24 protein-coding genes and 1 other RNA gene are annotated in these 24944 nt (G+C 61.0%); 10 read left to right on the top strand and 15 right to left on the bottom strand.

The window, feature by feature from the left end:
- Positions 1–147 precede the first annotated feature (147 nt).
- Positions 148–1413 carry a TonB family protein gene (locus RLW41_RS13330; protein WP_414461737.1) on the top strand — a complete coding sequence of 422 codons (1266 nt, stop codon included), beginning with the start codon at positions 148–150 and terminating at the stop codon, positions 1411–1413.
- Here the strand turns inward: RLW41_RS13330 and RLW41_RS13325 are convergent.
- Positions 1410–2321, bottom strand: a complete 912-nt coding sequence (locus RLW41_RS13325) for a LysR family transcriptional regulator (protein WP_414461736.1) — start codon at positions 2319–2321, stop codon at positions 1410–1412. The genes RLW41_RS13330 and RLW41_RS13325 overlap by 4 nt on opposite strands.
- 120 nt (positions 2322–2441) lie before the next feature.
- Here RLW41_RS13325 and RLW41_RS13320 point away from each other — a divergent pair, with 120 nt between their 5' ends.
- A complete protein-coding gene (locus RLW41_RS13320) occupies positions 2442–3182 on the top strand; it encodes an SDR family oxidoreductase (RefSeq protein ID WP_414461735.1) in 741 nt (246 codons plus the stop codon).
- Positions 3183–3613: 431 nt separating this feature from the next.
- Positions 3614–5005 carry an NAD-dependent succinate-semialdehyde dehydrogenase gene (locus RLW41_RS13315; RefSeq protein ID WP_409562166.1) on the top strand — a complete coding sequence of 464 codons (1392 nt, stop codon included), beginning with the start codon at positions 3614–3616 and terminating at the stop codon, positions 5003–5005.
- Between the two features lie 64 nt (positions 5006–5069).
- Here RLW41_RS13315 and RLW41_RS13310 read toward each other — a convergent pair whose 3' ends face one another.
- A complete protein-coding gene (locus RLW41_RS13310; RefSeq protein WP_414461734.1) occupies positions 5070–5735 on the bottom strand; it encodes an O-methyltransferase in 666 nt (221 codons plus the stop codon).
- 93 nt (positions 5736–5828) lie between these two features.
- Here RLW41_RS13310 and RLW41_RS13305 point away from each other — a divergent pair, with 93 nt between their 5' ends.
- Entirely contained in the window at positions 5829–6524 is a 696-nt protein-coding gene (locus RLW41_RS13305; protein WP_414461733.1) for a TetR family transcriptional regulator, read from the top strand.
- Here the strand turns inward: RLW41_RS13305 and RLW41_RS13300 are convergent.
- The gene (locus RLW41_RS13300) at positions 6497–6727 is read right to left on the bottom strand and encodes a hypothetical protein (protein ID WP_409562163.1); all 231 of its coding nucleotides are present in this window, start codon (positions 6725–6727) and stop codon (positions 6497–6499) included. The two genes, RLW41_RS13305 and RLW41_RS13300, sit on opposite strands and share 28 nt — an antisense overlap.
- Before the next feature lie 340 nt (positions 6728–7067).
- Here RLW41_RS13300 and mgtE point away from each other — a divergent pair, with 340 nt between their 5' ends.
- The 5 genes from mgtE to folE all read left to right on the top strand — a co-directional run bounded on the left by mgtE (position 7068) and on the right by folE (position 14000).
- Positions 7068–8438: a magnesium transporter gene (mgtE, locus tag RLW41_RS13295; RefSeq protein ID WP_414461732.1), complete on the top strand. Its 1371-nt coding sequence runs from the start codon at positions 7068–7070 to the stop codon at positions 8436–8438.
- A 32-nt stretch (positions 8439–8470) separates the two neighbouring features.
- Entirely contained in the window at positions 8471–8686 is a 216-nt protein-coding gene (locus RLW41_RS13290; protein WP_414461731.1) for a hypothetical protein, read from the top strand.
- An 88-nt stretch (positions 8687–8774) separates the two neighbouring features.
- On the top strand, positions 8775–9965 hold the full coding sequence (locus RLW41_RS13285) for an efflux RND transporter periplasmic adaptor subunit (RefSeq protein ID WP_414461730.1): 1191 nt from the start codon (positions 8775–8777) through the stop codon (positions 9963–9965).
- A gap of 60 nt (positions 9966–10025) precedes the next feature.
- On the top strand, positions 10026–13226 hold the full coding sequence (locus RLW41_RS13280; RefSeq protein WP_414461729.1) for an efflux RND transporter permease subunit: 3201 nt from the start codon (positions 10026–10028) through the stop codon (positions 13224–13226).
- Between the two features lie 180 nt (positions 13227–13406).
- The gene (gene folE, locus RLW41_RS13275; protein ID WP_414461728.1) at positions 13407–14000 is read left to right on the top strand and encodes a GTP cyclohydrolase I FolE; all 594 of its coding nucleotides are present in this window, start codon (positions 13407–13409) and stop codon (positions 13998–14000) included.
- On the opposite strand, the gene truA is transcribed toward folE, so the two are convergent.
- From truA to RLW41_RS13215, 12 genes are all read right to left on the bottom strand, one after another.
- Positions 13948–14748 (bottom strand): tRNA pseudouridine(38-40) synthase TruA, encoded by an 801-nt coding sequence (truA, locus tag RLW41_RS13270; protein WP_414461727.1) that lies wholly within the window; start codon positions 14746–14748, stop codon positions 13948–13950. The two genes, folE and truA, sit on opposite strands and share 53 nt — an antisense overlap.
- Before the next feature lie 70 nt (positions 14749–14818).
- A complete protein-coding gene (locus tag RLW41_RS13265; RefSeq protein ID WP_414461726.1) occupies positions 14819–15133 on the bottom strand; it encodes a hypothetical protein in 315 nt (104 codons plus the stop codon).
- Between the two features lie 75 nt (positions 15134–15208).
- Positions 15209–16144 (bottom strand): methionyl-tRNA formyltransferase, encoded by a 936-nt coding sequence (gene fmt / locus RLW41_RS13260; RefSeq protein WP_414461725.1) that lies wholly within the window; start codon positions 16142–16144, stop codon positions 15209–15211.
- An 89-nt stretch (positions 16145–16233) separates the two neighbouring features.
- Entirely contained in the window at positions 16234–16740 is a 507-nt protein-coding gene (gene def / locus RLW41_RS13255) for a peptide deformylase (protein ID WP_024275369.1), read from the bottom strand.
- Positions 16741–16772: 32 nt separating this feature from the next.
- Positions 16773–17759, bottom strand: a complete 987-nt coding sequence (locus tag RLW41_RS13250; RefSeq protein ID WP_414461724.1) for an NAD-dependent epimerase/dehydratase family protein — start codon at positions 17757–17759, stop codon at positions 16773–16775.
- A 91-nt stretch (positions 17760–17850) separates the two neighbouring features.
- On the bottom strand, positions 17851–19215 hold the full coding sequence (locus RLW41_RS13245) for an MATE family efflux transporter (RefSeq protein ID WP_414461723.1): 1365 nt from the start codon (positions 19213–19215) through the stop codon (positions 17851–17853).
- Between the two features lie 44 nt (positions 19216–19259).
- Positions 19260–19865: a recombination mediator RecR gene (recR, locus tag RLW41_RS13240; RefSeq protein ID WP_024275366.1), complete on the bottom strand. Its 606-nt coding sequence runs from the start codon at positions 19863–19865 to the stop codon at positions 19260–19262.
- 101 nt (positions 19866–19966) lie between these two features.
- A complete protein-coding gene (locus tag RLW41_RS13235; RefSeq protein WP_409562155.1) occupies positions 19967–20287 on the bottom strand; it encodes a YbaB/EbfC family nucleoid-associated protein in 321 nt (106 codons plus the stop codon).
- A 39-nt stretch (positions 20288–20326) separates the two neighbouring features.
- Positions 20327–22156, bottom strand: coding sequence for a DNA polymerase III subunit gamma/tau (locus tag RLW41_RS13230; RefSeq protein WP_414461722.1), 1830 nt, complete (start codon positions 22154–22156; stop codon positions 20327–20329).
- Between the two features lie 118 nt (positions 22157–22274).
- Positions 22275–22370: signal recognition particle sRNA small type (ffs, locus tag RLW41_RS13225), an RNA gene on the bottom strand.
- 118 nt (positions 22371–22488) lie between these two features.
- Positions 22489–23400 (bottom strand): prephenate dehydratase, encoded by a 912-nt coding sequence (locus RLW41_RS13220; RefSeq protein ID WP_409562153.1) that lies wholly within the window; start codon positions 23398–23400, stop codon positions 22489–22491.
- Positions 23401–23428: 28 nt separating this feature from the next.
- Entirely contained in the window at positions 23429–24163 is a 735-nt protein-coding gene (locus RLW41_RS13215) for a 3-deoxy-manno-octulosonate cytidylyltransferase (protein ID WP_414461721.1), read from the bottom strand.
- A gap of 166 nt (positions 24164–24329) precedes the next feature.
- On the opposite strand from RLW41_RS13215, the gene RLW41_RS13210 reads away from it, so the two are divergent.
- Positions 24330–24899 (top strand): c-type cytochrome, encoded by a 570-nt coding sequence (locus RLW41_RS13210; RefSeq protein ID WP_409562152.1) that lies wholly within the window; start codon positions 24330–24332, stop codon positions 24897–24899.
- The last annotated feature ends 45 nt before the right edge of the window (positions 24900–24944 follow it).

The following is a 24944-nucleotide window of genomic DNA, read 5'->3' as shown; positions in this document are numbered from 1 at the left end:
CGCGCAGGCCGCATTTCGGCGTCGCCATAACCGCAACAAGCAGTAAAAGTTGATCGGGCCGGCGCGAAAATCTAATTTTGTCCGCCTGCATTTTTGCGTCAGCCAAGTTGCGCCTCGCACCCAGCAGGGAAGAACTTGGATCTTGCCATGTTGCTGCGAACGATTGCCATTCTGCTTTCGCTGTCCGTGCACGGCTTGATCGGCTACGCGATATGGCCCAGGATTCACAACGAGGAGCTGGAAATCCTCGATTTCGGCACGGGACAGGACATTGAGTTGATGCCGCAAGGCATGGTCCTAGATACCGTGGCCAATCGCGGCGACAGCGTCGAAAGCCTTGCGACGCCGGACGTCGTGCCGATGGACGAGCGCAAGCCGCCGCCGGAAGCGTCAAGCTCCGTTACGCCGATGCCGTTACGCGACGTGAGCGGCGGTGCGCTGGAAAAAAGCACGCAGGACGTCGCTATGCTTCCGCAGCAAAAACCGGCGCCGCAATCATCGCCCGTTGCGCCGCCGACGCCACTTCATGACGCCCCGGACGCTCAGCAAGCACAAAACACCGAGGACATTCCGGCGATCGAACCGCGAAAGCCGTCGACGCAACCGCCGACCGTGACCTCGTCGGACCCGCTGATTGACCTCCCAGACGACGCCGGACGACAAATCACACCGGACGTCGCGCCGGTTCGCGAGCAAGCTCCGGCTGCCCAACGCCCCCTCGTAGCGACAGCGGAGCAGCTTCGCGACGACGCCAGCAAAGTTGAAAGTCGGAAACCCGACGCTGCCGCAACTGTAGAAGAGCAACGGCCCGCGCCGGCGCACCCCATAACAAAGCCGAGCGAACAGCTCGACGCCATCGCCGCACCGCAGAAAAGCGCCGTCGAACAGATCGCGGCGCAACCCACCGAGACACCGCTGCCGACCCCTCTCAAAGCGCCAAGCTCCGGCAAGCCCGGAGACTTGCCGCCCCTAGACCAACTCAAGGAATCGAAGGTTACGCAGGTCGACAAGCCATCGCCCCCCACCCCGATGGCAGAGCAGCAGCCCGATACAAAGGAAGTTGAGGCCCAGCCCGAGCAGGTCGCGATTGTCACCGAAGAAAGTTCGGCAACGGTGAAGTCCGGCGGCGAGGCACGTGTCGTCGGAATTTATCTGGGACAAATCAACGACCGGGTGCAGCACTCGAAAGTCAATCCACGCTCGCGGCAAACGGGTGTGGTCGTTTTGAAATACACGATTGGCACCGACGGCGCTCTTCTTTCGAGAGAAGTGATGTCGTCATCGAAATATCGCGTTCTGGACGAAGCAGCACTCGCCGCCCTCGACCGCGCCACGCCTTTTCCGCCCATTCCGCCGGAAGTGAGCCTGAAGCCGATGACGTTCACGCAGCCCTTTAAATTCATAGTGCGCTAGGCACGCTGCACCTCGGCGTTACGCACCGCAAATTCTTTGGCCACCCAGTCGATGAAAACTCGGACCCGCGGCGACAGCTGGCGATTGCGCGGGTAAAGCAGCGAAACCGGCGTCGACGTCGGCGGATAATCCGGCAGCACTTCGACAAGCTCGCCCGCCTGCACCGCAATGTCACCGCGATAGCGCGGAATTTGAATGAGCCCGAGACCGAGCTTCGCCGCTGCGTGATAGGTCTCCGCACCATTCACCGAGACAGTCGATGGCAGCATGATATTGCGCACCTTGCCATCGACGATGAATTCCAGCGGCAGATGCCCGCCCGTGGCGGTCGAATGGAACGCGACCATCCGATGCCTTCCAGGCAAATCGTCAGGATGCCGAGGCAATCCGTGCGCTGCGATATAACCGGGCGATGCGAGCGTCATCTCCTCGAGCGTTCCGACGCGGCGCGCAACCATATCGCTGTCCAGCAGTGACCCGGCGCGCAATACGCAGTCAATCCCTTCGCGGACGAGATCGACGTAACGATCGCCTTCGCTGATGTAGATTTCGATGTCCGGATAAGTTTCAAGAAACGCCGGCAGGCTCGGCAAGAGAAAGTGACGCCCGAGCGTACCGTGCACATCGACCCGCAGCAGGCCTTTAGGCTTGGCGCCCGCAAACGCGCCCTCCGCGTCTTCGATATCAGCCAAAATGGAGAGGCAGCGCTGGTAGTAAGCCTCGCCATCGAGCGTCGGACTGACGTGGCGGGTGGTCCGCTGCAGCAATTGCACCCCAAGGCGCGCTTCAAGCTGCTTGACCGCATCTGTCACCGTCGAGCGCGGCAGCCCCAAGTCTTCAGCCGCAAGCGTAAAGCTCCGCCGCTCCACGACGCGCGAGAAAACCCGCATGGCATCAATTCGGTCCATCGCCCATTTGTTCGCATATTTCGAACAGTAATGCCGGATAATGCCAGATTATACGCCAAGCTGAAAGATACATCTTCCAGCAGAGGCGCCTCGGCGCACTTTTTCAAAGGAGAAGGGAAAATGACCGTCAACCAGAACAAGGTCGCCATCGTCACGGGCGCGTCACGCGGCATCGGGGCGACCGTCGCGGAGCGTCTCGCCAAGGATGGCTTCACGGTCGTCGTCAATTATGCCGGCAGCGCCGCCCAAGCCGATGACGTCGTGCGAAAGATCGAAAAGGCGGGCGGCAAGGCCGTGACAGCCCAGGCCGACGTATCAAAGCCAGAAGACGTGTGCCGCATGTTTCAATCGGCAGAAACAGCCTTCGGCGGTATCGACGTGCTCGTCAACAATGCGGGCGTCATGGCGCTCTCATCGATTGCCGATGCCGACGACGCCACATTCGATCGCCAAGTGGCGATCAACCTTAAAGGCTCATTCAATGCCATGCGAGAGGCCGGCAAGCACCTGCGCCACGGCGGTCGCATTATCAATTTCTCGACCAGCGTCATCGGGCTCAAGCTTGAGAACTACGGCATCTACGCCGCCACCAAGGCTGCCGTCGAAGCTATGACAGGCATCATGGCGAAGGAAATGCGCGGCCGGTCGATCACCGTCAACGCCATTGCGCCCGGTCCGGTCGCGACCGAACTCTTCCTTCATGGCAAGTCTGATGAGCTGATCGACAAAATGGCGAAGATGAACCCGATGGAACGCCTCGGAACTTCGGAAGACATCGCCAATGTCGTCTCGTTCCTCGCAGGCCCGGAAGGCGCCTGGATCAACGGTCAAGTGCTGCGCGCGAACGGCGGCATGATCTAACGACCCACGGCCAACCACCCTGGGTTGAAGCAAGATAGCCAGTCTGAAATTTCGCGCCTTTTGGAGGATTGTTGCGCGGCGCGCTGAATGCATAGCAGACCGTACCATATCAGAGAGCGCGCTAAGCGTCAGCAACAGCGCGCTCCTCTCACTTGCCCACAGCGTCCAAAAAAATACCGGCGTTTTTCACAGCAATTGTAACTTATCGCGATACGCGGTGACAACGCTCGTCCGGTTAGGACCGAGCCTAGAATTGCTCTGCATCAACGTTGTCTTGAACCATAGTCGTATTCTCCAAACACTGAACCTCAATATTTTCCCCGACCGCCGGGCAACCCTTAGTTCATCCCGCACTTTCCAAAAATCAGTCCTGAGAGCTTCGGCCCGCGCTGATCGGGAAAACAAGACGATAATCCTAGGAAGGACAAACGATGAAGTTCGTGACGACCAACCCCTATACGGGAGAAGTCCTGAAGACCTTTCCGACGGCCAGCGAATCCGAAATCAAACAGGCCATCGATAAAGCCCATGATGCATTTCTCAGTTGGCGCGAGACGTCGTTTCGCGAACGCGCGCGCATCATGCAGAAGGCTGCGGACCTCCTGCGCCGCGATGTCGATAAGTACGCGCCGATTCTGACGATCGAAATGGGCAAGCTGCTTTCCGAAGCGAAAGCCGAAGTTGAGCTTTCCGCCCGCATCTTTGAATATTACGCCAAGAACGCCGAGAAACTGTTGGCTCCGGAAAAGCTTCCGGTTGCAGATCCGGAAGAAGGCGAGGCCGTTCTGGTTTGCGATCCGCTCGGCATCATCCTCGCGATCGAGCCGTGGAATTTCCCTTACTACCAGATCGCTCGCATCATCGCGCCCCAGCTCTCGGCAGGTAACGTCATCCTGCTGAAGCACGCAGCCAACGTTCCGCAATCTGCTATGGCCTTCGAAAGCCTCATGCTGGAAGCTGGTCTGCCGGACGGCGCCTTCATCAATCTCTTCTTGGACCATCCCCACGTCGGCGTGGTCCTCAACGATCCGCGCGTTCACGGCGTCGCTCTCACCGGCTCCGAATACGCCGGTTCGATCGTTGCGGCTGAAGCCGGCAAGGCACTCAAGAAGTCAACGATGGAACTCGGCGGCGCCGACGCCTTCGTCGTCCTGAAAGACGCCGACCTCGACAAGACCGCGAAGTGGGCCGTGTTCGGCCGCCACTGGAATGCCGGCCAGGTCTGCGTGTCCTCCAAGCGCATGATTATCGAAGAGCCGGCGTACGACGGCTTCATGGAACGTTACGTTAAGGGCGTTTCCGAGCTGCGCGCAGGTGATCCGATGGATCCCAACACGACGCTTGCGCCGCTCTCGTCGCAGAAAGCCGTCGATGACCTCAAGGACAAGATCCGCCAAGCCGTCGCGCACGGCGCCAAGGCGATCGAAGTCGGCCCGAGCGTCCCCAACCAGGGCGCATTCCTGCAGCCGACGATCCTCACCGACATCGCCGAAGACAACCCGGCCCGTTACTGGGAGTTCTTCGGTCCGGTCTCGATGATCTTCAAGGCTAAGGACGAAGACGATGCCGTCCGCATCGCCAACGACTCGCCGTTCGGCCTTGGCGGTTCGGTCTTCACGTCGAACCCCGCTCATGGCGCCGAAGTCGCCAAGCGCATCTCGACCGGCATGGTGTTCGTCAACCATCCGACGATGGTCAAGGCCGACCTGCCGTTCGGCGGCGTCCGGCGCTCAGGATACGGCCGCGAGTTGCTCGGCCTCGGCATCAAGGAGTTTGTGAACCACAAGCTGATCGACATCGTCGACATCGACGCGGCGTTCTAAGCGGCCGGCAGCAAAACAAGACCATTCGCACCGTGCAGGAGAACTGGCACGGTGCGAATTTTTATCAGCCGAGCCTCATCGACACTTCCACATCGTCGCCGAACGGCGTCGAAAGATAACCATTCGACGTCGAACGGACGCGAGCGAGATAGTCGGGACTGTAATCGGCGTTATCGGCGATCACGAAGGCGCCCGGCCTGAGGCGGCTTTCCAGCAAGCTTAGAATTTCCGGGTAAAGTGCTTTGGCACCATCCAGCAGCACGAGGTCGATCACCTCGGGAAGATCGGCGTTCAGCGTCTGAAGCGCATCGCCTTGCCGAATTTCGACCAGATCAATCACACCGCCCGCCGTCAGATTTTCGCGTGCCTTTACCACTTTCGATGGCTCGAACTCGCTCGTAATCAGACGGCCTCCGCCATTGTCTCGAAGCGCCGCGGCGAGGTGCAGTGTCGAAATGCCGAATGACATTCCGAATTCGACGATCGATCGCGCCCGGCATCCGCGCGCAAGCATATATAGCAACGTTCCCGTCTCCCGCGAGACAGCAAGCGGGAAGTCCTTTAGTCTCCGATAGAAATCCCGATAACCAACCTTGCTGCTCATCAGTCGCGCATGTTCTTCGGACGAAAGGTCCCCAAAATCAGGACCGTCCGTCGGTGAGACGGCGCTGGCTACTTCAAAGAGGCTATCAAGAAGCGGTCCAACAGGGGGAGTAGTCAGCGTATTCATCGTAATCTCTCCTACGACTTTTGATCAGTCTTCCGCCCGATCAAGAATACGATTAATCCATCGCATTCACTATTCGCATTTCCCACGCCGCCCATGTCTCGAAAAAAAAGAACCCAAATTTCCTCGCGAAAAGAACCCAGGCAGGTCCGTTCCACCGAGCTTGTGACGGCCATTCTGGACGCTGCTATTCAGGTTTTAGCGAAAGAAGGCGCGCAGCGTTTCACAACTGCGAGGGTCGCCGAAAGAGCTGGAGTCAGCGTCGGCTCGCTCTATCAGTATTTTCCGAACAAGGCGGCGATCCTCTTCCGTCTCCAGTGCGACGAGTGGCGGCAGACGACAGAGTTGTTGAGCAGCATTCTCGGCGACTCACGCAAACCAGCGCTTCAACGACTCCGGACGCTCGTACATACCTTTATCCGATCGGAATGCGACGAAGCCGCAGTCCGTGTCGCGTTGGACGACGCCGCCCCTCTCTACCGCAATGCCCCGGAAGCAAAGGAAGCGAGAGCATCGAGCGCACGAGCGATGGACAATTTCATGCGTGAAGCATTGCCCAATGCCTCGAAGTCGCAGCAATCGTTAGCAGCCAAACTCATCAAGACGACGCTCAGCACCGTCGGAAAGCAGTTCTCGGAAACGCCGCGCACCCCGGCGGAAATTAAGGCCTTTGCCGGTGCTCTGGCCGATATGTTTTGCGCTTACTTGGACGGGCTGGCAAATCCTGGCAGCCCGCTAAGGATAGCTGGGCCAAAACGTGCTCGTCAGGCGTCCAACACCTCTTCGATCTGATAGAGCGGCCGATACCGCCGCGTCACAACCGTGATCCGCTCGCCATCTCGCAAGGCATGAAGCCCCTGGGTGACAAGCTGAATGGTAACGCCACTGTCGGTATGGAGCTCAGCATAATCGTTGCCCCACACCCGGACGGTGCCGGAGAACACGTGTGTCCCCGGTTCCAGCAGATCGGGAGTGCTTGTTCTGGTGCCACCCATGTGCCACACGCCGCAAATCCCAAAGCCATCCGAGTTTGCCGACGAAATCTCGGCGTGCGCAAGGCCGTCGCGGACACCATCTCCATAATTCTGCTGTCAGCCATCACCCTGGCCGTCCGGCCGAGGTAAAAATCCAAAAGATCGAACGTGTTGATCTTGACTATTACTCCCGAACGGCTCATGTGAACCGCGCGGTCGCCCCCGTTTAAGGCGCCGTGAATCCGAAGGAACCCAACCCTTGTCTAGCGACAGTAGTCGATTGCCCCGGCCGTCGAGGCTCGTGGACTGACCGTTGGGTCGGCTCCCGCGATCCGTGCGACGGCGGATCGGAAGGTGAGCCATGGAAAATATCCGCAAAGCATCGGGCGACGATGTCGACCCGATCGTTCTGGTCGAGTTGCTCGAAGAGCACGACGCCGACATTGTCGCTCAGCTCAATGAGGAAGACCTCGAAACGGCTGCGTCAATTCTGTCGCAGCTTCCGCTCGACCGCGTCGTCGAAATCTTCGACCGCCCCGAGCTGTCTCGCGCCAGCGACCTGATCCTCGAACTCCCAGAGGACTTTGCAGGCCAGGTCCTGACCGGCATGTCCGCCGACCGCGCGGCCGACCTCCTGCGTCAGCTCGACGGTACCGACCGCACGAAGCTGCTGTCGCTTCTCGATTTCGAGACCGCCCAATCCCTGAAACTGCTGCTCGCCTACCATGAGGGCACCGCCGGCAGCATCATGACGACCGAGTTCGTCAGCGTCCCCTCGACCTTCACGGTTGCCGACACCTTGCGGCTGATCCGCGAGGTCGAGCACACGCGCGAAACCGTCTATGCGATCTATGTTATTGATCCTGCGTCGCGCGTCCTCGTGCGCACCGTCACGCTGCGCCAGCTGATTACCGGCGAACCCGATCAGCCCATTCTGGATGTCGCGCCCGATCGCGATCCGATCTGGGTCGATCCCGACACCGATCGCGAAGAAGTCGCACGGCTGATCTCGATCCACGACCTTCTCGCTGTTCCGGTTCTCAACGCCCGGCACCGCGTGCTCGGCATTGTCACCGTCGATGACGTGATCGACGCCATCCTCGATGAGAGTACCGAAGACGTGCAGAAGTTCGGCGGCGTCGAAGGCATCGCCGAGCCGTATCTGGAAATCAGCTTCCTGGAGATGATCAAGAAGCGTGCCGGTTGGCTTTGCGCTTTGTTCCTCGGCGAAATGCTGACAGCGAGCGCGATGCAGCATTATTCCGACGAGCTTGAAAAAGCGGTGGTCTTGACGCTTTTCATTCCGCTGATCATGAGCTCGGGCGGCAACTCCGGCTCGCAGTCGACGTCGCTTCTCATTCGTGCGCTCGCGCTCGGACAGATCCGGCTGCGTGACTGGTGGCGCGTCGCCATCCGCGAGATTCCGACGGGCATTACGCTTGGCACCATCCTCGGCATCATCGGCATCGCGCGCATTTCGCTGTGGCAGACGATCGGTATCTTCGACTACGGCCCGCACTGGCAGCTCGTCGCCTTGACCGTTGGGCTCGGCCTCATCGGCATCGTCACCTTCGGCTCGCTGGCCGGCGCAATGCTGCCGTTTCTGCTGAAACGCATTGGCTTCGACCCCGCGAGCGCGTCAGCCCCGTTTGTCGCAACGCTCGTCGATGTCACCGGCCTGATGATCTACTTCAGCGTCGCCATGCTCGTGCTCAGGGGCACGCTGCTTTAGCTCGAAAATCGTACTTTGGAACGAGACGGCGTATGCAGGCAAAAAAACTGCATGCGCCTTCGTTATTTTCGTGTCGTAGTTTCATACAGCCTGCAAACGATCGCGGCATTTCTACTGGGATTGAGCGGCTTACTGAAATCCAAGTTTTGAAAGCCTCTCATTCGATCGAGGCTTTATGGCCACTATCTCGGGGCGAAATGCCCTTTGCCCGCAATGAGATGGGCCACAATGATGGTCAACATCATTGAATTTCGGATCGTCGGAATGCATGTGGTGTACTATTGTCCACTGGCGTCGGCGCGCCGTGGAAAATTCTCGCCTGTGGATTCTGAAAAAATGACGACGACCACCGCCCTTGTGAGGCTTAAGCCTCGATGCTCGGCCTTGTCCGTGCTGGCCGCGATGGCCTTCATCGCGAGCAACGTCCAATCTGCAAGCGCGCAGAGCGCGCCACCGGCGTTTCCGGTCACCGTGGCGCCCCCGATCGCGAAGCACATCAAGACGTGGGACGAATTTCCCGGCCGCTTCGAAGCCGTCGCCCGCGTCGAGCTGCGCCCACGCGTCAGCGGCTACGTCGATCAGGTCAATTTCAAGGAAGGCACGATCGTAAAACAGGGCGATCTCCTCTTCACGCTCGATAAACGGCCGTTCCAGATCGCCGTCGAAGCCGCGAAAGCGGATGTCGCGCGCACGCAGGCCCAGGTCGAATTTGCCAAGGCCGATCTCGAACGCGCCGGCCCGCTCGTCGAAACGAAAGTCTTGAGTGAACAGGTCTACGAGCAGCGCAAATCGAGCCTCGGCGTCGCCGAAGCCCAGGTGATGTCGGCAAAGGCCAATCTCAAATCGGCCGAGCTCAATCTGGAATGGGCGGAAGTGCGCGCTCCGATCTCCGGCCGCGTCTCGGACAAGAAAATCGACGTCGGCAACCTCGTGATCGGCGGTCAGGTCAATTCGACCTTGATGGCGACCATCGTCACGACCGACCCCATCCACTTCGTCTTCGATACCTCCGAAGCCGACTACATGCGCGATGCCCGCAAGCGGAAGTCGGGCGTGCTTCCCGCATCCCGCCTCGCGCCCGTTCCCGTCCGCGTGAAACTCGCCGACGAAAAGGACTGGGCGCACGAGGGCACGATGGACTTCATCGACAATGCCTTCAATCAGCGATCAGGCACCATCCGCGGCCGCGCCGTTCTGTCTAACAAAGACGATCTGCTGACGCCGGGACTTTTCGCCCGCATTGCCGTTTACGGCGGAGACGCGGATGCGCTTCTCGTTCCCGACGATGCCATTATCTCCGATCAAGCGAGCAAAATTCTTTATACCGTCAATGCCGACAACGTCGTCACCGCCACGCCGGTGACGCTCGGCCAGATGTACGAAGGCTTGCGCGTCATCACCTCCGGACTGAAGCCGGACGACCGTATCGTGATCGAAGGCGTCGCAAACCCCGCCATTCGGCCGGGAACGAAAGTTGCGCCGACGACCGGTGCGATCAAACCGCCAGAGAAGACGGCGCAGAACTGATCTGCGCCGCCGCGCCTGAACGAGCATTCCGTCTGAAGCTTCCAACGCCGATAGGGCCCGATGCGTCTGTCTCACTTTTTTATCGACCGGCCGATCTTCGCTGCAGTCGTCTCGATTATCATTACGATCCTCGGTTTGATCTCGATGCGGTTTCTGCCCATCGCAGAATATCCCGACATCGCGCCGCCGACGGTTGCCGTGCACGCTACGTATCCCGGCGCGTCCGCCCAAGTCATCGCCGAAACCGTCGCCACGCCGATTGAGCAGGAAGTCAACGGCGTCGACGACATGCTCTACATCAACTCGCAATCGACCGGCGACGGCCAGTTGACGATCAACGTCGTCTTCAAGCCGGGCACGAATGTCGATCAGGCGCAGGTTCTGGTGCAGAACCGCGTCGCGGTTGCTGAGCCCCGCCTACCGGAAGACGTACGCCGGCTCGGCATCTCTGTGCGCAAGGCCTCGCCCGACCTGATGATGGTCGTGTACATGATCTCGCCTGACGGCACGCGCGACCAGCAGTACATTTCGAACTACGCGACGCTCTACGTCAAAGACGTGCTGACCCGCATCGATGGCGTCGGCGACGTCCAGGTCTTCGGCGCCCGCGACTACTCGATGCGTATCTGGCTCGACCCCGACAAGGTCGCAGCTCGCGGCCTGACTGCAGGTGAAGTCGTCTCGGCACTCCAGGCCGCCAACTTGCAGGTTGCGGCAGGCTCGATCAATCAGCCGCCCGCGTCATCCGACGGCGCCTTCACGATCAACGTCAAGACGCTCGGACGTCTGTCATCGCCGGATCAGTTCGAAAATATCGTCGTGCACGCCGAACCGGACGGCTCGGTCGTTCGCATCCGCGACATCGCCCGCGTCGAGCTGGGATCGCAAGACTATACCGTCAACGCCTATCTCAATAACAAGGTCGCGACCGCCCTCGTCATCTTCCAGAAGCCGGGTTCGAACGCGCTTGCGACGGCGGCCAACGTCAAGGCCGAGATGGAGCACCTGAAAAAGAGCTTCCCGCCGGGCGTCGGCTATGCAGTCGTCTATAACCCGACAGAATTCATCCAGTTCTCGATCGACGCCGTCATCCACACGCTCATCGAAGCACTGGTGCTCGTCGTCCTCGTCGTCATCCTGTTTTTGCAGACATGGCGCGCGGCGATCATCCCGATCCTGGCGATCCCCGTATCGCTGGTCGGCACCTTCTTCATCATGAGCCTCGTCGGCATCACGTTTAACACGCTGTCGCTGTTCGGCTTGGTGTTGGCCATCGGCATCGTCGTTGACGACGCCATCGTCGTCGTCGAGAACGTCGAGCGCTACATCGCCCAAGGCATGACGCCGAAGGAAGCCGCTCATAAGACGATGGATGAAGTCGGCGGCGCACTGCTTGCGATCTCGCTGGTGCTGATCGGCGTCTTCTTGCCGACTGCCTTCATCACCGGCCTGCAAGGCTCCTTCTTCAAGCAGTTCGCCATCACCATCGCCGCTTCGACCGCAATTTCGCTGATGGTCTCGCTCTCGCTTTCACCCGCCATGGCTGCGCTGCTTTTGAAACCGCACGCCGGAGAGCATGAAAAGCGCAATCCCATCGTGACAATCCTCGGTGCGCCCCTGCGCTGGTTCTTCGCCGGCTTCAACTGGGCCTTCAGCACGCTGTCGCATGGCTACGCCTGGCTGACGCGCAACCTGATCCGCGTCGCCGCCGTTCTGCTCCTTATCTACGCCGGCCTGCTCTACGTCACCTATGAGCGATTAACGGCGACGCCGACGGGTCTCATCCCACAGCTCGATCGCGCCTACTTCATCACGGTCTTCCAGCTTCCGCCGGGCTCGACCTTGAAGCGTACCGATGAGGTCGTGCGCCGCGCCTCAGAAATCATCATGCATCGGCCGGGCGTCGCCAACGCCGTTGAATTCGTCGGCTTCGACGGCGCGACATTCACGAACGCGCCCAACACTGGCGTCGTCTTCGTCGGCCTGGAACCGTTCGAACAGCGCATCGCCAGCGGCCTGACCAAGGATATGATCCTTACCGACCTGCGCCAGCAAATGGCGACCCTCAAGGACGCTTTCATTTTCGTGCTGGAACCGCCATCCGTGCCTGGCATCGGAACCGGCGGCGGCCTCAAAGGCTATGTTCAGGATAAAGCAGGACGCGGTCTGCCCGCGCTCGAAGGCGCAGCCTGGGCAATGGCCGGCGCCACCGGCCAGACGCCGGGCTTCACGCAGGCCTTCACGCTCTTCAACGTGCGCACGCCTGAGGTTTATGCCGACATTGACCGCACCAAAGCCGAGCAGCTCGGCGTTCCGATCAGCCGCGTGTTCGAAACGCTCTCGGTCTACATGGGCTCGGCCTTCATCAATGACTTCAACATTCTGGGCCGCACGTATCGCGTCACAGCCCAGGGCGACAACCCATACCGCCTGTCTCTACGCGACGTCTCCAATCTGAAGACGCGCAACAACGACGGCGACATGGTGCCGATAGGTTCGGTGGCAACCTTCCAGGATACGACCGGCGCCTATCGCGTGCCGCGCTACAATCTCTATCCGTCTGCCGAAGTGCAGGTTCAGCTTGCGCGCGGCTATTCGAGCGGCACGGCCATTGCGACGATGGAAGCGATCGCCGAGAAAGTCCTGCCGCAAGGCTTCGGTTTCGAATGGACCGAGATCGCGCTGCAGGAAAAGCTTGCGGGCAATACCGCAATCTACGCGTTCGGCCTGTCCGTCGTCTTCGTGTTCCTGCTGCTCGCGGCGCTCTACGAAAGCTGGGCGCTGCCGCTTGCCGTCATCCTGATCGTGCCAATGTGTATCCTGGCGGCAATGATCGGCGTGAACATCCGTGGCCTCGATCGCAATATCCTGGTCGAGATCGGCTTGATCGTGCTCGTCGGCCTCGCGGCCAAGAACGCCATTTTGATCGTGGAGTTCGCCAAACAGGGCGAGGACAACGGCCTGTCGCGCGTCGACGCCGCCGTCGAAGCTGCCCGCACCCGTCTGCGGCCGATCCTGATGACGTCGCTGGCCTTCATCCTGGGCGTCGTGCCGCTGGTCTTCGCTGAAGGAGCGGGCGCCGAGATGCGGCAATCGCTTGGCACGGCCGTGTTCGCGGGTATGCTCGGCGTGACGCTCTTCGGCCTGATCTTCACGCCGATCTTCTACGTCGTCGTCCGGAAACTGTCGCCGCGGAGAGATCCGCATGCCGATCCGCACCAAACGCCGCATACCCCGGCGGCGGGCACGCCATCGGCGTAAAAAGGCACGGCGAGCACCAAATTAACTTGTCCGGCCTTACGGGGTCGACAAACCGGCCATCGGTCACCATCTAGAGGGACGGCAACAGGTGTTTGCCGTCTCAAATCCAATGGGTCTATAAGGGCGCTTCATTTTGCCCCCGTTGGCATGACCGTCTTCTCACAACAACTCAGTGGTCTCATGAATTCAGATCAGAAGCCGACGCGCGCCGACGTCGAATCCGCCATTAAGACCATCCTCCGCTGGACGGGCGAAGACCCCGACCGCGACGGCCTGAAGGAAACGCCCGCCCGCGTCACCAAGGCCTTCGAGGAATGGTTCCGCGGCTACGGTGAAGATCCCGAAGCGATCCTCAACAAGACCTTCGAAGAAATTGAAGGCTACGATGAGATGATCGTGCTGCGCGGCATCCGCTTCGAAAGCCACTGCGAGCACCACATGGCGCCGATCATCGGCCGCGCCTGGGTCGGATATATTCCGAATGGCCGCGTTGTCGGCATTTCGAAACTCGCGCGGGTGGTGAATGCCTATGCCAAGCGGCTTCAGATCCAAGAGAAAATGACGGCCCAAATCGCAAATGCGATCGAAGAGGCGCTGCATCCTCAGGGTGTGGCAGTCATAATCAAGGCCGAGCATCATTGCATGACGACGCGCGGCGTACTCAAGCCGGGAACCGACATGGTGACAAGCCGCATGCTCGGCGTCTTCCGCGACAACGCGATCACACGTCAGGAATTTCTGGCGCTGGTGACGGAGGATACGAAGACGTCGTGACGTTTGCGGGCGGATAATTGACCGCGACGAGGTAAAGGCCCGACGCCGGCGCGACGGGCCCGCACGCCTCCCGGTTCGCCGCAGCCAGCGCCTTTGCGAGGTCCGCACGAGCCCACTTTCCTTCGCCGACGAGCTTTAAGCTCCCGACCATCGACCGCACCTGATGGTGCAGGAACGAACGCGCTGACACGGCGCAGACGATCTCGTCGCCGTCTCGGGAAATCTCGAACCTGTCGAGGGTCTTGACGGGCGACGCCGCCTGGCACTGCGCGGCGCGGAAAGTCGTGAAATCGTGCTTACCGACGAGCACTTGCGCAGCTTCATGCATTGTGCCCGCATCGAGTTCCTGCATCGTCCACCACACGCGGTTACGATCGAGGATCGGCGGCGCGCGGCGCGTCAGCAGACGATACTTGTAGTGCCTCTTGATCGCGCTGAAACGGGCGTCGAACTCGGCATCGACAGCCGCACACGCAACGATACCGATCGGATGCGGACGCAAATGAAAGTTCATCGCGTCGCGAACGCGGCCTGGTGACCACTCTTTGCTCAAGTCGAAATGCGCGACCTGACCCAGCGCATGCACGCCCGCGTCCGTGCGCCCGGCGCCGCGCACACCGACAGTCTCTTGCGAGAACTTGCGGATCGCATCTTCAAGCAGGCCTTGGATCGAAAGGCCCTGCGCCTGCCGTTGCCAGCCGACAAATGGCGTTCCGTCGTATTCGATGGTGATGCGATAGCGGGGCATTCAAGCTCGGTGCTCAGGGATGGTCTCGCCATCCCTAGCCGTTCCGGAGCGCGGGCTCAACGTTCGGCAGTTATTCTTCGTTCTGCTTGTCGGGCGTTTGAGGCTTCGCTCTATGGACGGCCTTCGGCGCTCGCACACCTGGAACCCAGTAGAAGGCAGCGCCACGATACACGACCCCGCCAGGAATCTCGGTCTCCTCGTCGACCACCCACGCGGGATCGAACGGCACCGGACGAATGACCCTGACGCCCGCCTCGATCGTCACGTCAGCGCCGGGCACGAGATGTCTGCCAGCCGCCCCACTCGGCGCTCCGAAGTCCGCAGCCATGGCCGCGACTGGAAGAGCAGCCGTCAAAACCAGAACAACGCAGACCTGCCGAAACATTCTCGCACTCACCGCTACCAACCACTGGGTTGTAGCCTCAAGCGCTGGTCTTTGCAGCCCGGACGCCGGATATCATTAACGGGAAAATGGCGTCCCGGCCGCAACTGGAGTACCACGCAGAAAATCCGAGGCCGCCATCGGTTGCTTGCCGGCCCGCTGCAGCTTCACGATCCTGATCGCGCCGCTGCCGCAGGCAATGGTCAACCGGTCGTCGATCAGCGTACCGGGCGCACCCGAACCATCGACGACAGCCGCCAGCAAAACTTTGATCCGCTCGGGCTTCCCGCCGAGCAAAATTTCAAACCACGCGCCGGGAAACGGCGACAAACCGCGAATGTGATCCGCGACCTCTTTTGCAGACCGCGAGAAATCAATCCGCGCCTCGCTCTTGTCGATCTTGGCGGCATAGGTCGCGCCTTCGTCCGGCTGCGGCACGCATGCGAGCGTCCCCGCTTCGAGTTTGCCCAGCGCCTCGACCATAAGTTCCGCACCAAGCTTCGACAGGATGTCGTGCAACTCGCCTGCCGTCATATCCGGCGAAATGGGAACATCGCGGCCGACGCACACCGGCCCAGTGTCGAGTCCCTGCTCCATGCGCATGATGTTGACGGCCGTGACCGCATCGCCCGCCATGATCGCCCGCTGAATCGGCGCCGCCCCGCGCCAGCGCGGCAGCTTCGAGGCGTGCACGTTAAAACAACCGAGCCGCGTCGCGTCCAGGATCGCTTTCGGTAGCAGTAGGCCGTAGGCAACGACCACTGCCGCATCGGCCTGCAACGCCGCAAATGCCTGGCGATCGTCGTCGCTTTTGAAATTCACCGGCGTGCGAACTGGAATACCGAGAGCTTCCGCACGCCGATGCACCGGCGATTTCGCTTCCGCCATGCCCCGCCCCGCCGGACGCGGCGGCTGGCTATAAACCGCGACAACCTCATGCCCCGCCGCCACGACCGCATCGAGCACAGGCACGGAAAAATCCGGCGTCCCCATGAATACGATCTTCAATGGCATATGGACTCTTTTGTAGGCGCGATCGACGACCCAAATTTCGCGCGTGCGGCCGGCTGACCGGAGGTCAGTCGCACGCGCCAACCAAAACCTTAGCTTCGCGACTGCTTCTTGAACTTGCGGATGACCATATCGCGCTTCAGCCGCGACAGGAAATCGATGATGAGCTGGCCGTCGAGATGGTCGATTTCATGCTGGATGGCAGTCGCGAGCAAACCGTCGGCCTTAAGCTCCTGCTCTTTGCCGTTTCGGTCGATGTAGCGCACGGTCACTTCCGCCGGTCGCTCGATTTCGACCCGCACGTCGGGAATGGACAGACAGCCTTCCTCATGCACCCGCGTCGTTGATCCCAGCGCGACAAGTTCCGGGTTGGCCATGGCGAGCGGATTGGGCGGCTCGCCCTCGTCCGAGGTATCGAGCACGACGACGCGCCTCAGCACGCCGACCTGCGGCGCGGCAAGGCCGACACCCGGCGCCGCGTACATCGTCTCCAGCATGTCGTCCATCAGCTTGACGACGGCATCGTCCACGCGCTCGACCGGATCTGAGATCTTGCGCAGGACGGGATCGGGAATGGTGAGAATGGGAAGTACGGCCATGGCGCCTGACATATGAAAGGCCGCAGCCGCGGTCAATGGCGTGCGTCTCTATACCGTTCCGAGACCTGATCCCCGGCAGGTTGCCGCGCCGCTACAGAGGCCGCGAGCGCCGCGGCGGTTGTCTCTTGCGGCGCCCAGCCAATCCGGCGCAACCGGGCCGCGTCAACGACCAGATCACCCGTTAGCCGGTCGGCGAAATCACCCTTCCCGGCAATCCGCAGCAGGCGGGCGAGCGATGTATCCGGCACGGGAAGCAGCATTTCCGGCCGCCCGAGCCCCCGCCGCAGCGCACGAATGATCTCGGCCATCGTCAAAGCCCCCGGGTCTGCCACGATAAATGCAGCATTTTCAGCAGTTTGGGTTTGCAGAACATATTGCAGCGCGCTGATGAGGTTGCCGATGCTGACCAGCGACCGCCGCGCTTTGAGCGCCCCGAACGGCAGCGGCACCGGCAAAGCGGCGATTTTCAGCAGCGCCGCCATGTTGCCTTTGACGCCGGGTCCATAAACCAGCACCGGCCGGAGCACGGTCCAACGCGTCGCCGAACCATCGAGCATCTGCGCCGTGACGGCTTCCGCCGCCTGCTTCGACCGGCCGTAGGCGTCCGTCGGCGCGGCCGGCGTCGCCTCCGTCACGAGCTCAGGATAGGTCACGCCCACCTGCGCTCGGATCGACGACATCAAGACGAAGCGCTTCACCCGCGCCGAACGGGCGGCTCTGGCCAGCTGCCGCGTTGCATCAACATTGATAGCCGTATAGGCCGCAGACGGCAGATCGGTCCGCGCCGCCGAAAGCCCGGCCGCGTGCACGACGGCATCGACGCCGCGCACGAGGAATTCCGCGGCGAACGATCGCGACATGTCGCCGACGGCGACGCCCTCGACGCGAGGACTGTCAAATACGATGGGGTGCCGCGACGCCGCCCGGACGTTATAGCCACGCTCCGCCAGTACGCGGACGACATGCTGTCCGATGAAACCCGACGCTCCAGTCACGAGAATGCGTTGGGCAATAGCCACACCCGCTCTCCGTTAGCTCAACGTGGCGCTGCAATCGACTCTTCCAACACGATCTAGGACCGTCTCGTCCGAAAGTGCAACGCCGCGCGCGCTAAAGTCTCAGCGTTTCCCCAACGCGCGCAACCAGACGGTAGCCTACAAATATGGAAATTAAGCCAAAGGCGACGCCCCCGACCAAATTACCCGCGAGCACGCCCTCTGCGCCGTAAAACTTCCCGCCCCAAATGACGAAAGGAATAGTGCCAACCGTGGCGCGGCCCCAGTTGAGAATCGTCGAGACGTGCGGCCGACCCAGCGTATTGAAGACGGCATTCGTCACGAAGATCGCGCCCATGAAAACGAACAGCGGCGACAGCCAGCGGCAGAAGAAAACGATCAGATCACGCACCTCGCCCGTTGCATGAAACAACCTCGCCATGGGATCGGCCGCGACCGCAAGACCGAGCCACGCAACTGCCGTGAAGGCCGCCATCGTCAGCAGCGAGAGCGTGTAGGCGTCGCGCATCCGCGTCCGCAAGCCCGCACCGAAATTCTGTCCAATGATCGGTCCGACCACGCCGGAAAGCGCAAAGATCGCGCCGAACGCCACCGGAATGATCCGTCCAATGATCGCCCACGCCGCAACCGCTGCATCGCCATAGGGCGCAATGGCGTGCGTAATGTAGGCGTTACCGACGGCCGGTGCGATATTCGTCAGCACGGCAGGTGCTGCGATCCGCGAATAGGGCCCGACGTCCTGCTTCAACGTTGCGATCTTCGGCCGTCCCATCAGATCGTGGACGCGGATGACGCCGCACAGCCCGACGACCATCATCACCAGCCGCGCCAGCAAACTCGACAACACCGCACCTTCGATGCCCAGCCCGAAATGCACGATGAAAATCAGATCGAGGATCGTATTGACGATCGCGCCCGACAGCGTGACATTCATCGCGCGACGCGCATCGCCGACAGAGCGCAGCACCGCTGACGATGTCATGCCGAGCGACAGAAACGGCAGCGTCGGCAGCAGAATTTCGAGATAGAAGCTTGCCAGATCGAGCGTCCGCCCGCTGGCGCCGAGCAGCCGCAGCAACGGCTCGATCGCGAACCACAGCGCCAAGCTCGCAATCGCTGAGAAAACAAACGCCATCACGTGCGCGTTAGCCGTCAACCGCCGTGCCCTGACGCGCCGCTGCGCGCCAAGGGCCGGCGCGATCAGAGACGTAGCGGCGATGGAAAGCCCGATGCCGATCGACGTCGAGAAGAAGAGGATGGAACTCGCGTAGCCGACGGCGGCGACGATCGCGTCATCACCGATACGCGACAGAAAATAGATATTCGCAAGATCGCCGACGAACACCGCCATCAGGCCGAGCGCACCGGCAGCGGTCATCGCCAGAATGTGCCGCAACAGCGAGCCCGTGACGAACTTCGGCCCGCTACCGCCGCGCCTGACGATTTCGATTTCCGCCATATGCCTGACGTTTCCGCGGTGATATATCCGCGCTCCCGGAGTTCTTATAATTTCCGCCGGGCCTTGAAGGCGGCGGCCAGCGTGCCGTCGTCGAGATAATCGAGTTCACCGCCGATGGGAACACCTTGCGCCAGCCGCGAAACAGTAACGTCAGTACTCTGAAGCTGATCCGAGATGTAATGTGCCGTCGATTGGCCTTCGACGGTGGCATTCAGGGCCAGCAGAATTTCCTTCACATCCGGTGATTGCGCCCGCGCGACGAGGTTCGCGATATTGAGCCGCTCCGGCCCGACGCCGTCGAGGGGCGATAAGTGTCCGCCGAGCACATGATAGCGCGCCGAGACGATGCTAGCGCGTTCGAGCGCCCAAAGATCGCCGACCTCTTCGACGACGACGATCAAACTCGCATCGCGCCGCGGATCGGCGCAGACGCTGCACGGCGACACCGTATCGAGATTGCCGCACACAGGGCACTCGGTGATTTTGGCGATGGCCTGTTGAAGCGCGTCGGCCAGCGGCAGCATGAGATCGTTGCGTCGCTTCAAGAGCGCCAGCACCGCCTTGCGCGCCGAACGCGGGCCAAGCCCTGGCATTCGCGCCAGAAGCTGCACCAGCCGTTCGATTTCAGGGCCTGCCGTTTTGCGAGACATGGTTTAATTGTGATTTATTTCGTCATCCTCGAACGGCAAGCCTGCGAGCCATTCAAGGATCCGGCGTGAGACTGCCGGTCGAGGACGACGGGAGAGAAAACTCAGAAAAGCTTCATGCCCGGCGGAATCGGCAGACCGCCCGTGATCTCGGCCATCTTCGCCTGCATCACATTATCGACTTTCGCCTTGGCATCGGTCGCCGCCGCCACGATAAGATCCTCGAGTATCTCAACCTCGTCCGGCTTCATCAGGCTCGGATCGATCCGCACGCGTTTCAATTCGCCGCGGCCGTCGACCGTCACATGCACAAGACCGCCGCCCGCCTGGCCTTCGATCTCGGCCTTCTGCAGCTCGTCCTGCATTTCCTTCAGGCGCGCCTGCATCTGGCCCACCTGCTTCATCATACCCATAATGTCTTTCATATTGTCCTCGCGGCAGAGAGCCGAATTCGTCCTGAAGTTTTAAACGGCTTCGCTCTCGCTGTCCGTATCTGTCTCGCGCCCAGCAATTCGCCGCACCTCAGCGATCTTCGCATCCGGGAAAGCTTCCAGAACCGCACGCACCGCCGGATGCGCTTTCAGCGATTCAAGCTCCTGAGCTTCGCGCTCTCGGCGCACGACGCCAATAGGCGGCGCACCGGCATCCTTCGAAAGAACAACGACCCAGCGCCGCGTTGTCCAGAGGTTGAGTTTTTCCCGAAGGTCGTTGGCGAGTTCCGGCGGCGCCTCGGGCATCAGGAAAAGATCGATCGAACCCGCCACCGCATCGAACTTGACGAGGCTGACATGGTCTTCGAGGTGCCACTTGAGCTTCGCATCCCGCTTCTCGCCAGCGAGCGCTACGACGTCTGCAAACGATCTCGGATCGGACTTCATGGATCCGGCCGCAACAGCCGGAGCAGCCACTTCGTCACCCTCGGCATCGCCAATCGGCTCGCCGTCGTCGAATTCGAAGCCGTCGCCCAAATCGCCGAGGTCATCCTGATCGTTTTCAGCGACCGGAACGTCAACGCGCCCATTGAGCGGACCGCGCTGACCGGCCGGAGCATCCCCGGCCGGCAATGCCGGACGCCGCGCCGGAACAGCCCCGCCGCCGAGCGCTTTGATCAACTCATCGGGCGTCGGCAGATCCGACGTGTAAGCAAGCCGAATCAGAACCATCTCGGCCGCGACACGCGGATTGGGCGCGCGCGAAACCTCATCGAAACCTTTGACCAGCATCTGCCACGCCCTCGACAGGTACGGCATCGACAAACGAGAGGCGAAACCGGCAATGCGCGCCTTTTCTTCCGCCGTCAGCGCTTCGCCCGCAGGCTCCTCTCCGACAGCTTTAACGCGCGCTATAGCGTGTACGGCTTCAGCCAGATCGGACACGACCTCGGCCGCTTCCGCGCCGTCACGATGCAGCGATTCCAATCCGCGAATGGCCGTCGCGACATCGCCTTTGAAGAGCGCTTCGGCGAGATCAAAAATCCGCGCGCGATCGGCAAGGCCGAGCATGTCGCGAACCTTCGCCGCCGTGACGTGCCCCTCGCCCATCGCGATCGCCTGATCGAGAATGGACAGGCCGTCGCGCACCGAACCTTCGGCCGCGCGTGCGATAAGCTGCAAAGCATCAGCGTCAGCTTCAGCACTTTCCAGGCCGACGATCTTCTGAAAATGTTCAGCCAGCACCGGTTGCTCGACGCGGCGCAAGTCGAAGCGCTGACAGCGCGATAGCACGGTCACGGGAACTTTGCGAATTTCCGTCGTCGCGAAAATAAAACGAACATGCGATGGCGGTTCTTCAAGCGTCTTCAAGAGCGCGTTGAACGCGCCCTTCGACAGCATGTGAACCTCGTCGATCAGGAACACTTTCGTGCGCGCAACGAGTGGCGTGTACTGCGCGCTTTCGATGATCTCGCGGATGTTATCGACGCCGGTATTCGAGGCAGCGTCCATTTCGAGCACGTCCGGATGACGGCCCTCCATGATGTCCTTGCAGTGGACGCCGAGGCCCGGCATGTCGATAGTCGGCTTGTCGTAGCCCGGCGCTTCGTAGTTAAGCGCCCGCGCGAGAATGCGCGCCGTCGTCGTCTTGCCGACACCGCGCACGCCCGTCAGCATGTAGCCCTGCGCGATGCGCCCAGACGCGAACGCGTTGCGCAGCGTCGTCACCATCGCCGACTGGCCGATCAGGTCGTCGAATGTCGCGGGCCGATACTTCCGCGCCAGCACGACATACGGCTTCGCCGGCTCGGTGCTTCCCGAACCTTCGACGCCGTCAGACGTTTCCGATTTCTTTTTCGCCATGATCCCTGAAACAACCTTTCGCCCGAAGGGGCGAGGGAGCAAGGCGACCCGCGGTAAGCCGCGCCCCCGCGGAGAGCGCCGGATCGCCCTTGCGATCCGAATTGCGCTCGTGAGCGAGTAAAGAGGCTGGCGAACGACCCGATTTCTGATCGTTAGGGCTGCTTCCTTCCGGACCTGACCCGGTTGGCGACGAACTCGTCCGCCGCCAGCCCATTTCTATAATGGGCCGGGCGGCAGAAAAGTACAACCCTCCCCGCACAGGAAGCTAACAGCCTCCACAACAAGGCAAGCCGCAGATTTACCGGCCGAATTTCACTTCCGGCGCAGCGGCGCTATTCGGCGCGCTTGATCGGGACGAGGCCGTTGGCCGCAAGCTCCGCCGCCTCCTTGCGGTAGGGGCTCGCCGGATAGGTGCCGAGGATCTGCGTCTGCGTCGAGAAGAACGACAATTCCTCAAGCGCAAGTTGCACAGGCCGGTCGACCGGATGACCTTCGATATCGGCGAAGAAGCGGGAGGCGTTGAACGTCCCCTCCTCCTGATAGCTCTCCAGCTTCGTCATGTTGACGCCGTTGGTTGCGAACCCGCCGAGCGCCTTGTAGAGCGCCGCCGGTACGTTTCGCACCCGGAACAGGAACGTCGTCATCACCGGGCCGTTGCCGGGCTCGGCGTCATCCGGCTCCTTCGCCAGGATTATGAAGCGCGTCGTATTGTGGGACTGGTCTTCGATATCGCTCCTGATGATTTCGAGACCGTAGATTTCCGCCGCAAGGCGCGACGCGATGGCGCCCGTCGAAAGATCGTCGCTCTCGGAGACGAGCCGCGCCGAACCTGCCGTATCGGCTTCCGGCACCGGCTTCAAACCGAGCTTGCGAAGTGTCGTCCGGCATTGCCCCAGCGCCTGCGTATGGCTCATGACGCGCTTGATCGTCGAAAGGCTTGCGCCCGGCTTCGCCATGAGCTGATGGCGCACGCGCAGGAAGTGCTCGCCGATGATGTAGAGCCCGGCCTCGGGCAGCAGATGGTGAATGTCCGCGACCCGCCCAGCGACCGAATTCTCGATCGGGATCATCGCATAGTCCGCGTCGCCGTTCTTCACCGCCGCGAGCGCATCCTCGAACGTCGGATAAGCGACGCTTTCGGCATCCGGATAAACTTCGCGGGCCGCGAGATGCGAATTCGCACCCGGCTCGCCTTGATACGAGATTTTGAGGGCTCCGGCTTCGGAACCTGCTGTTTTGGTCATGGTGGATCGGTTGTCCGGGAAAGAAACGTCAGGGCGCGATGAGGCGTCGGGCGCGCTCAAGGTCGGCGGGAGTATCGACACCGAGTGGAACCGTGTCAACGACGCTGACGTCGATCCGCATTTGAGCCTCAAGTGCCCGTAATTGCTCTAGCTTTTCCCGTTTTTCCAATGTCGCTTGCGGCAACGAGACGAACCGTTCGAGGCTTGCCCGCCTATAAGCATAGATGCCGATGTGGTGGTAGAGCGGCCCGTCGCCGTGGGGTGCGGTGGCTCGGGTAAAGTAAAGCGCGCGCAGCCGGTTCTCACCGATCGGCGTTCCGACCACTTTGACCACGTTCGGATTGGTGCGCTCTTCGTCTTCCGAAATCACCGCCGCAAGCGTTGCGATGTCGGTCGCCTCATTAGCAAGCGGCGCGACACAATCGGTGACGAGCACCGGATCGAGCGTCGGTAGATCGCCCTGCAAATTGACGATGATCTGGGCTTTTTTCTCCGGATCGAGCGCCATGATCGCTTCGTGAATCCGGTCCGAACCCGAGGCGTGGTCGTCTCGCGTCATAACGGCTTCGCCGCCTGCCCGCTCAACCGCCGCTAAAATCTCCGAACTGTCGGTCGCGACGACGACCCGCCCCAGACCGGCCTCCATCGCCCGTCGCCAGACGTGCACGATCATGGGCGCGCCATGAATATCCGCAAGCGGCTTTCCGGGAAGACGGGTGGCGTGCATGCGGGCGGGAATGAGGATGAGCGTTTGTTGAGACACTGCGATCGAATTCTTTTGTTCGGTGACAAATCGCCCCAATACCGCTATCGACGTTCCTACAAAAAACGACGACGTGCTTGCAGGGCGGCCGAGCTTATATACCGCAAATCGATCTCGTCACCTTGAATTGCGCGTCATGGGGAGTGACCGTCCGAGGAGCTGAGACATGACGATGGACAGTTTCGAATTCACGAAACTTGCCGGGGCCGTGCTGTCTGCACTGCTTTTGATTTTCGGAACCCGCACGATCATCGAGATGACCGTTGGTCATACGCCCGAGAAACCGGGTTTCACGCTTCCTGCTGCCGCGCCCGCTGATACGGCGACGCCGCCCGCAGGCGGTGCAGCGGCGGCTGCCGCTCCGGCCGAAGACAGCGGCAAAGAGGTCATCGCGCTTCTGCCCAAGGCGAACGCCGAAAAAGGCAAGACGATTTTCAAAAGATGCCAAGCTTGTCACGTATCCGAAAAAGGCCAGACGCCGACCGTCGGCCCGAACCTGTGGGACGTGGTAAATCGCAAAAAAGGCTCATATCCCGGATTTAAATATTCGGCAGCGATGGAGAAAAAAGGCGGCGACTGGTCCTTCGACGACTTGGCGCATTTTCTTCACAGCCCCAAGACGTTCATCCCCGGCACAAAAATGACGTTCAACGGCTTGCCGACGCCGCAGGATGAAGCCGACGTCATCGCCTATCTCGCCACCCTTGCAGATACGCCCGTTCCACTGCCAAAATGACGGCGTTTTAACTCGCTATGGGTACAAAAGTTTGCGACCTTGCCG

The organism is Hyphomicrobium sp. DY-1 (assembly GCF_047497105.1).
Classification (GTDB): domain Bacteria; phylum Pseudomonadota; class Alphaproteobacteria; order Rhizobiales; family Hyphomicrobiaceae; genus Hyphomicrobium_B.
This window is presented reverse-complemented; position numbering and strand designations above follow the sequence as displayed.